Below are 7,178 nucleotides of genomic sequence, written 5' to 3' on the forward strand. Positions count from 1 at the left end.
CCGCTGACGTCCGATGAACGCCGCCCGCGCGCTGGAGACGCTGCGGGCCCATCCGCGCCACATCGTGCTCGGTGCGCTTGTCGCCGGAATGCTCGCGATCGAGCTGCCGGCGAGCGCCGTGTTGCTGCTCGCGCTCGCGGCAGCCGCACTCGCCGGCCGGGCGCTGGTCGCGGTGCTCGCCGTCACCGCGGTGCTGGCAGGCGCGCTCGGCGGCCAATTGCGGCTCGACGCGCTCGACCGCACCGTGCTCCCACCGCTCTTCGGCGCGATCGTCACCGCCGACGTGACGCTGCTCGAACAGCCACGTCCTGTCCAATACGGCAGCACCGCCCTCGCCAGCCTGCGGGCGCTGGCGCCGACGGCCGCGCGGGTGGGCGCGGGCGCATCGGGTGCGTCAAGGGGCGCCGCGGCAGCCGCGAGCGAGGTTGGCGCGACGGGCGCCCGCACGGCGACCTGGCGGCGTGACGCCGGAGCGGGGGAGCGGGTGATGCTGCGGATCCGGCAGGCGACGGTCTGGCCGCACGCCGCGACCGGCGCCGTCGTGCGCGTGCGCGGGAAGCTGCGGATGCTCGGACCGTTCGAGCAGCATTACGCGCGCAAGGGAGCTCACGGGGCGATCACGGTCGACGCAGCTGCACCGACCGGGGCACGACGCGGCGGCCCGGCGGGCATCGTCGACGCGATCCGCGGCCGCGCGGAGGAAACGCTCGCACAGGGGCTCGCCCCGCCACAGGCGGCGCTCCTGCGCGGCATGGTCCTCGGCCAGGACGAGGCGCTGAGTGAGCGGACCCGCGACGAGTTCCGCATCTCAGGCCTGGCGCACCTGCTCGCCGCGAGCGGCCAGAACGTCGCGCTGCTGCTGGCGCTCGCGCTGCCGCTGCTGACCGCCGCCGGCCTCGGGCTGCGCCCGCGCCTCGCCGCCGCGCTCGCGCTGATCGCGCTCTACGTCCCGCTCGCCGGCGCCGGCCCGTCGATCCAGCGCGCCGGCGTGATGGGCGCCGCGACGACCGTCGCCGCGCTCGCCGGCCGCGCCGCGTCGCGTTGGTATGCGCTGCTGCTCGCCGCCGCCGCGACGCTCGCGCACAACCCCCGCGCCTCCGGCGACCCCGGCTGGCAGCTGAGCTTCGCCGCCGTCGTCGCGATCGCGCTGGCGACGCCGGCCGTCTCCGCACGACTGCGATGCCGCGGGCTGCCAGCGCCGATGGCAGATGCGGTCGCGATGTCGTTCGCCGCGACGCTCGGGACGGCGCCGCTGCTCGCCTTCCACTTCGAGCAGTTCTCGCTCGTCTCGCTGCCGGCGAACCTGCTGGCGGCGCCGGCGGTCGCGCCGATCATGTGGCTGGGGATGCTCGCGGCTGCGCTCGGTCAGTTGGCCGCGCCGCTGGCGCTCCCGCTCAACACCGTCAACGCCTGCCTGCTCGGCTACGTCGGCGCCGTCGCGCACGAAGCCGCGTCGCTGCGGCACGCGAGCGTCCGCGTCGCGCTCGGCGGGCCGCTCGCGCTCGCGGCGCTGTACGCCGCCACCGCGCTCTTGGTCGCGCTCCTGCGCCGCCGCGCCCCGCCGCCGCAGGGACCCGCGCTCGGCCGCCCGCGCTGAAGCGCTGACGCCGCGCCGCGTCTGTCATCCGCCCGGCCGGTCACCGCCATCCAGGAACGGCGCCAGCAGCCCGGGCACCGCCTCCTCCGCGAACGCGAGCCCGTCCGCTTCAGCGACGTCGAAGACGCTGTAGCCGCCGCCACCGGCGGCGGTCGTCGCGGTCAACGTGACGAGCCCGGCGCGGCGCTGGAAGAACGAGCGCTTGACGGTCCAGCCGATCACCCCGTCGCAGCGCAGCACGGCGGTGCGGCGCGTCGGTGCGCCACGGCGGGTGACGAGATACTGCCCGGCGATCCGATGGCCGAGCGCGCGGTAGGCGTCGCGGCCGAGCAGCAACGCCGGCACCACCAGCACGCCCGCCGCAGCCCACCACAGCCAGTCCGGCAGCCATCCAAGCAGAGGACCCATCGCCAGCAGCGCCGCGACCGGCAGCGCGACGGCGATCAGCGCGCGCAGGAGCCGGCGCCGCAACGCGGCCCGCGGGTGTGGACGCAGCTCGCGCAGCTCGCCCGGCAGCGACGGCGCTTCGAGCACGTCGGCGAGCACCGCGTCGGCTTCGGCCCGGGGAACGTTCGGCAGCAGGCCGTCGGCGCGGCCGCCGCGCTCGCCGGGTCGTCTGCGCAGCCCGCTGACGATCGCGTTCAGACCGGCGCCGCCGATCGCCCGCTGCAGCAGCGGCTCCGTGAGCGTGGCACCGCGCAGCCGCCGATGCTCGATCGAGACGGAGCGGGTCGTCAGCAGCCCGCGCCGCGAGTGCAGGTTCCCGCTCTGCTCGCGGGTCAGGCGGTAGCCCCACCAGCTCTCGGCGAACTGGAGCCCGGCGCCGACCGCGCCGAGGACCGCCAGCACCACGACCGCGAGCAGGCCGAGCAAGATCGCCAGCCACCACGACACGTCGTCGGCGCGGTGGATCCCGTCGACCGCGGCGTGCTCGGCGATCCGGCCGACGCTCGCCTCGACGCCGAGCTGGTTGAGCGCGTTCAGGACCGCGCCGAGTCCCGCGATCGGCAGGGCCAAGGTCCACGGCGACAGCAGGTGGTACGGCAGCCATCCCCATCGCAGCCGCGCGAGGACCGGCTCGGGAGGGGCAGCGTCCGACCCGGGGGCGACGCTTGGCGTCGCTGGGCCGGCGAGCGGCGCGGGGGAGACCTCGAGCGTGTCTGCGGCGAGTGAGGCAGGCGCCGCGAGCGAGGCCGCCGGCGCGGCGGGCACCTCGGCCCGCGCCAGCAGCGCCTGGCGCAGCCGCGCCGCCTCGTCGGTCGCGACGGCGTCGAGTCTCAGCCGTCCCTGCTCGTGCGTGCCGGTGCCGATCTCGACGGTCGCGATCCGGAAGAGCCGCTGCAGCGGCTTGGCGGTCAGGTTGACCGTCCGCACGCGGTCGCGCGGGACCGACAGCGCGCTGCGTCGCAGCAGACCCGATCTCAGCTCGACCAGCTCGTCGCCGACGCGATAGCGCGTCGTCGCCCACGCGAGCGCGTCGGTGGCCGCTCGCAGCGCCGCGCCGCCGCAGATGAAGACGAGCGAGATGACGACGGTGCGGTTGAGGTCGCCGCCGAGCAGCAGCACCAACGCGATCGGCGCCACTGCTCCGGCCAGCCGCGCCGCGTGCAGCGCCAGCACGCGCACGTCGAGCTTGCGCCACTCGTCGCTCACGCCCGCTCTCCGCACGCGGGAGCGCGAGCCTCCAGGCGAGCGCTCCCGACGGCATCCGAGGCCGCAGGCCGAGCGACTCCGCCCTCAGGTCGCATCGCCGGGGATCGCCTGGGTCGTCGCCGTCAGCTGCTGGACCAGCTCCTGCGCGAGCGCGTGGTCGAGACCGTCGATCGCGACCTCGCCCTTCGCCGAAGCCGTGGTGATCGTCACCGAGGCGAGTCCGAACAGCTGCTGCAGCGGCCCGCGCAGCGTGTCGACCGTCTGCACGCGTGAGAGCGGTGCCACGCGCCATTCCTGCAACAGCCAGCCGGAGGAGGCGTAGACGGCCTCGGGCGTCGTCTCCCAGCGGTGGACCCGATAGCGCCAGCGCGGCATCACGACGACGTAGGCGCCGCCGACCACGACCGCCACGGCGAGCGCGACGACGAGCAGCTCGCGCATGCCGTCGAGCAGCGCGACCCCGACCGTCAGCGCGACGACGAGCGGCACGACGAGCGCGAGCGCCTGCGCCGTCCACCAGCGCACCGCGCGCGGGTCGACGGCGTGGCGCGGCGGGCGAAGGCGCAGCTCTGACTCCATCCCCGCAACGTACCGGGCCGACTTGCTCCGCTCGGTGCGGGCAGCCCCCGACCCGCCCGCACGACCATCTAGACTCGCCCACCGTGCCGCCGAGCTTCAAACCCGCCTATCTGATCCACGGCGACGACCACGGCCGGCTCTCGGAGCGGCGCGCGAGACTGCGCGCGCTCGCCGAGCGCGAGAGCGGCTCGCAGGGGATCGAGGTCTTCGAGGGCGAGGCCGCGACCGCCGAGGCGGTCGCCGCGGCGCTGTCGGCGATGACCTTCGCGATCGGTCGTCGCTTCATCATCGTCGACGGGGTCGAGCGCTGGAAGGCGGCCGACATGAGACTGATCGAGCCGGTCGTCAAGTCGCTGCCGCCCGACACGACCGTCGTCTTCTTCGGTCGCGAAGAGGGCCGCGCGAAGGTCCCCGACAGACTGCTCGCCGCGGTCAGAGCGGCCGGCGGCGACATCAGCACCGAGATGACGGTGAAGCCGTGGGAGCTGCCGAGATGGGCGGTCGGCCAGGCGAGAGCGCTCGGTCTGGAACTGCATCCGGCGGCGGCGAGAGCGCTCGTCGCCCACGTCGGCGAGCGCCAGCAGCGGCTCCTGCGCGAGTTGGAGAAGCTGGCGCTGGAGCTGGGCGAAGGGACGAGACTCGACCTCGAGCAGATCGAGGAGATCACCGCCAGCTCGGCCGAGCGCAAGAGCTGGACGCTGGCCGACGCGCTCGTCGCGCGCGACGGCGCCGCCGCCACGCGGGCCTACTTCGAGCTGCGCGGCCAGGGCGAGCGGCTCGCCGGGCTGCTGTTCACGATCGCGCGCCGCCTGCGCGACGCGCTGGAGGTCGCCGAGCGACTGGAGTCCGGCGAGTCGGCGGCGCAGGTGCGGCGCGGGCTGCGGATGCCGCCGAAGGCGGCCGAGCGCTTCGTCGCCGACGTCCAGCGCACCGACGTGACCGGTCTGCGCGAGGCGATCATGATCGTCGCCGACCTGGAGCTGGCCTCGCGCGGCGGCGCCGGCTCCAAGCTCGGCGAGGACACGCTCGCGATCGACGCGATCGCCCGCATCGCCGCCTGAGCGGCGGACGACCGCGGATCTGTACATCACCTGGGTGCACAGATCCGCACTGCTCGCGCGCGCACGCGGCCCGCGCCCGCGCACGCGCGCGGACCCGCCCGCACACCGCGCACGCGCGCCGAACCGGCCTAGAACGACGAAAGACCCGCTTTCGCGGGCCGATCGGCGTACTGCGCTGCTATGTGTGTGTGGAAGAAGCGGGTCCTACGCGTCAGTACCGCTACCCGCAAGAATGCGGGCGGCACGCGACTTCTTGCGCGAGCCGTTGTTGCGGTGGAGCGCGCCGCGCTTGACGGCCTTGTCGATCGTCTGGACCAGTTCACGGTGCACCGGGGCGGCGTCCGTTCTCTCCTCGCCCGAGGCGATGGCCTCGAGACGACGGAAGTAGGTCTTGATCTTCGACGTGTAGCGACGGTTCTCGAGTCGCTCACGCTCAGCGCGAAGGATGCGCTTCTTCTGGGAGTGAATGTTGGCCATAAGAAAGTGGCCACGGTCAGGGCCGCGGCGGCGTCGTACTATAGCGCGCTCGTGACCGCCGAGACAGCTGATGAGAGAACCGCCGCCCCCGCGGCCCCGGAGCAAGGCGGCCAAGGCGGCGGTAGCCGGCGCGCGCGCAACACGCTGATCTTCTCGGCGGCGACCGGACTCTCGCGGATAGCAGGGCTTATCCGCGAGATCGTCGCCTCCAGCTACTTCGGCACCAGCGGCGCCTTCTCGGCCTTCACGATCGCCTTCCAGGTCCCCAACCTGGTCCGCAGCCTCTTCGCCGACGCCGCCCTCTCCGCCGCCTTCGTGCCGGTCTTCACGGAGCTGCTGGAGAGAAGAGAGCAGAGAGAGGCCTTCCGGCTGGCCTCGACGCTCTGCCTCGTGATCATCGCCGCGCTCGGCGCGATCACCGCGCTCTTCATCCTCGGCGCCGGCGTGATCATGCCGCTGTTCACCAGCGACACGTTCAGCGCCCAGCTCGACTCGCTGACGATCGGCCTCAGCCAGGTGCTGTTCCCGATCGTCGTCTTGCTCGGGATCAACGGACTCGTCGTAGGAATCCTCAACACCTACGACCACTTCACGATCCCAGCGATCGCGCCGCTCGTCTGGAACGTCGTGATCATCGTCGTGCTGGTCGTCGGGCGGCCGTTCTTCGAAGGCGACGACCAGATGTACGCGTACGCCATCGGCGTGCTGCTGGGAACGCTCGTGCAGTTGGCGATGTCGGTGGCGGTGCTGCCGCGCGTCGGCTTCAGATTCCAGTTCGCCTTCGACTGGCGCGACGCCCGCATCCTGCAGGTCTTCAAGCTGATGCTGCCGGTCACGATCAGCCTCGGGATCATCAACTTCGACCTGCTGATCAACTCGTCGCTCGGCACGCTCGTCTCCGAGGAGGCGCCGCGCGCGATCGACGCCGCCTTCCGCATCTACATGCTGCCGCAGGGGATGTTCAGCGTCGCCGTCGCGACCGTGCTGTTCCCGGTCCTCAGCCGCTACGCCGCCCGCCGCGACCTGCCCGGCCTGCGCCACACGATGGCCGACGGGATGCGGCTGATCTGGCTGCTGCTGACGCCGGCCGCGGCGATCACGCTCGTGCTGGCGGAGCCGATCACGCGGCTCGTCTACCAGCGCGGCGCCTTCGACGACGCCTCGACCGAGATGGTCTCGACGGCGCTCTTCTGGTTCTCGCTGAGCCTCCCGTTCTCCGGTCTCAACCTGCTGCTGTCGCGGACCTTCTTCTCGCTGCAGAAGCCGTGGTTCCCGACCGCGATGGCGCTCGGCTCGCTCGTCGTCAACGTGATCGTCAGCCTCCTGCTCTACAAGCCGTACGGCGTCGCCGGCCTCGTGCTCGGCACGGTCGTCTCCAACATCGCGATGACGATCGGCCAGATGTGGGGGGTGCGCAGGTTGTTGCAGGGCAGCCTGGAGCTGCCCGAGACGTTCGCCTCGATGGCGAGAGTGACGGCCGCCTCGGCAGTCCTCGGCGGCGTCGCGTGGTTCGTCTGGTGGGGCCTGAACGACGCGCTCGGCCAGTCGCTGCCGGCGCAGATCATCTCGGTCGGGGTCGCGATCGCGACCGGCACCGCCTTCTACGTCGCCGCGATCCTGCACTGGCGCGTGCCGGAGGGGCAGCAGATCTACAACATGGTCGCCGGGCGCCTCGCCGGGCGACGCAGAAAGCCGAAGCGCCGCGTCCCGCCGCCGCGCCCGCGTGAGCCGCGCGGTCGTGCCGCGAGCGCACCGCGCACCGCGGCGGCACGCCGCAGAGCGCCGCCGAGACGGCGTCCGCCGAGGCGCCC

The 7,178-nt window shown here is 73.3% G+C and carries 6 protein-coding genes; 3 read left to right on the top strand and 3 right to left on the bottom strand.

Features of this window, described 5'->3' with window-relative positions; all coding sequences use genetic code 11:
* Positions 1-13: 13 nt before the first annotated feature.
* Positions 14-1,597: a ComEC/Rec2 family competence protein gene (locus R7226_RS04000; RefSeq protein WP_318595745.1), complete on the top strand. Its 1,584-nt coding sequence runs from the start codon at positions 14-16 to the stop codon at positions 1,595-1,597.
* A 24-nt stretch (positions 1,598-1,621) separates the two neighbouring features.
* On the opposite strand, the gene R7226_RS04005 is transcribed toward R7226_RS04000, so the two are convergent.
* Positions 1,622-3,250 (bottom strand): PH domain-containing protein, encoded by a 1,629-nt coding sequence (locus R7226_RS04005; protein WP_318595746.1) that lies wholly within the window; start codon positions 3,248-3,250, stop codon positions 1,622-1,624.
* An 84-nt stretch (positions 3,251-3,334) separates the two neighbouring features.
* A complete protein-coding gene (locus R7226_RS04010) occupies positions 3,335-3,829 on the bottom strand; it encodes a PH domain-containing protein (RefSeq protein WP_318595747.1) in 495 nt (164 codons plus the stop codon).
* Between the two features lie 83 nt (positions 3,830-3,912).
* Here R7226_RS04010 and holA point away from each other — a divergent pair, with 83 nt between their 5' ends.
* The gene (gene holA / locus R7226_RS04015; protein ID WP_318595748.1) at positions 3,913-4,890 is read left to right on the top strand and encodes a DNA polymerase III subunit delta; all 978 of its coding nucleotides are present in this window, start codon (positions 3,913-3,915) and stop codon (positions 4,888-4,890) included.
* A 204-nt stretch (positions 4,891-5,094) separates the two neighbouring features.
* Here the strand turns inward: holA and rpsT are convergent, their stop codons facing one another.
* Positions 5,095-5,367: a 30S ribosomal protein S20 gene (gene rpsT, locus R7226_RS04020; RefSeq protein WP_318595749.1), complete on the bottom strand. Its 273-nt coding sequence runs from the start codon at positions 5,365-5,367 to the stop codon at positions 5,095-5,097.
* A gap of 51 nt (positions 5,368-5,418) precedes the next feature.
* On the opposite strand from rpsT, the gene murJ reads away from it, so the two are divergent.
* A partial coding sequence (murJ, locus tag R7226_RS04025) for a murein biosynthesis integral membrane protein MurJ (protein WP_318595750.1) occupies positions 5,419-7,178 on the top strand: 1,760 nt, incomplete at its 3' end.

This window comes from Conexibacter stalactiti (assembly GCF_033542075.1).
Lineage (GTDB): Bacteria > Actinomycetota > Thermoleophilia > Solirubrobacterales > Solirubrobacteraceae > Conexibacter > Conexibacter stalactiti.